3 pseudogenes are annotated in these 1,204 nt (G+C 69.2%); 1 reads left to right on the top strand and 2 read right to left on the bottom strand.

Features of this window, described 5'->3' with window-relative positions:
- Positions 1-350 (bottom strand): annotated as a pseudogene (locus A5673_RS25760) (pseudouridine synthase); the annotation flags it as partial.
- Between A5673_RS25760 and A5673_RS25765 the strand changes: the two are divergent.
- Positions 344-700, top strand: a pseudogene (locus tag A5673_RS25765) (pseudouridine synthase); the annotation flags it as partial. The pseudogenes A5673_RS25760 and A5673_RS25765 overlap by 7 nt on opposite strands.
- 94 nt (positions 701-794) lie before the next feature.
- Here A5673_RS25765 and A5673_RS25770 read toward each other — a convergent pair.
- Positions 795-1,204: pseudogene (locus A5673_RS25770) on the bottom strand (SAM-dependent methyltransferase); the annotation flags it as partial.

Here is a 1,204-nt window from a genome sequence, read left to right on the forward strand (position 1 = left end):
ATGGTGTCGTAGTGGGTGAGGCTGTGCCGGCCATCCCTGGTGACGGCGAACTTCCACTCGCCGCCGCGGTGCCGCCCGATCGGCGCGTCGATCGTCCCGCTGGACGGGTCCGGATGTCCCTGCACCAGCGCGTGGTAACGCTTGTCGACGGTGCGCTGCTTGAACGCCCGCTTGAGCACCGTGTAGGCGCGCTCGGACAGCGCCACCACCATCACCCCGGAGGTGCCGACGTCGAGGCGATGGACGATGCCCTGCCGCTCGGGCACGCCGGAGGTGGTGATCCGGTAACCGGCGGCGGCCAACCCGCCGAGCACCGTGGGACCGGTCCAGCCCACCGATGCGTGGGCGGCACCGCGGCGGCGAGTGGAAGTTCGCCGTCACCAGGGATGGCCGGCACAGCCTCACCCACTACGACACCATCGAAGCGTTCCATGCCGCCAGCCTGCTCGACGTGCACCTGGAAACCGGTCGCACCCACCAGATCCGGGTGCACTTCTCCGCGCTGCACCACCCGTGCTGCGGTGACCTCGTCTACGGCGCCGACCCGGTGCTGGCGAAAAGGCTTGGGCTGGAACGGCAATGGCTGCACGCGCGTGCGCTGTCCTTCGCCCACCCGGCCGACGGCAGGCGGATGGAGATCGTCAGCCCCTACCCGCCCGACCTGCAACACGCGCTGGACGTGTTGCGCGCCGAGGGCTGACGCCTGCTCGCACGTTCGTCGAACCTGTAATTTTGCAGGTCTTCTCTCGCACTTCCTCTGCAGATTTACAGGCTCGGGGATGATTGGGGGCTGATCACCGCGCCTTGCGGGCCTCGACCAGCACCCGCGTCGGGTGCGCGACGAACGACCCGTCGGCCTCGATCCGTTGGTGCAGTTGCCGCAGCCGGTCCCGGTAGCGCGCCACGGTGAAGTCCGGCACCGTCCACACCACCTTGCGCAGGAAGTAGACGACGGCCCCGATGTCGAAGAACTCGGCCCGCAGCCGCTCCGCGCGCAGATCCACCACCTGCAGGCCCGCGGCGTCCACCTGCGCGCGCACGGCGTCCGGGTGAAATTCGGCCCATTTCTCGGGCTGCGGTCCGATGAAGTACTCGACCAGCTCGCCCATCGTGGCCGGCCCGATGTGCTGCGCAAAGTAGGTGCCGCCCGGCCGCAGCACCCGACGGATCTCGGTCCACCACACGGAGATCGGATGGCGGGTGC

It is taken from the genome of Mycobacterium sp. E3198 (assembly GCF_001667015.1).
GTDB lineage: Bacteria > Actinomycetota > Actinomycetes > Mycobacteriales > Mycobacteriaceae > Mycobacterium.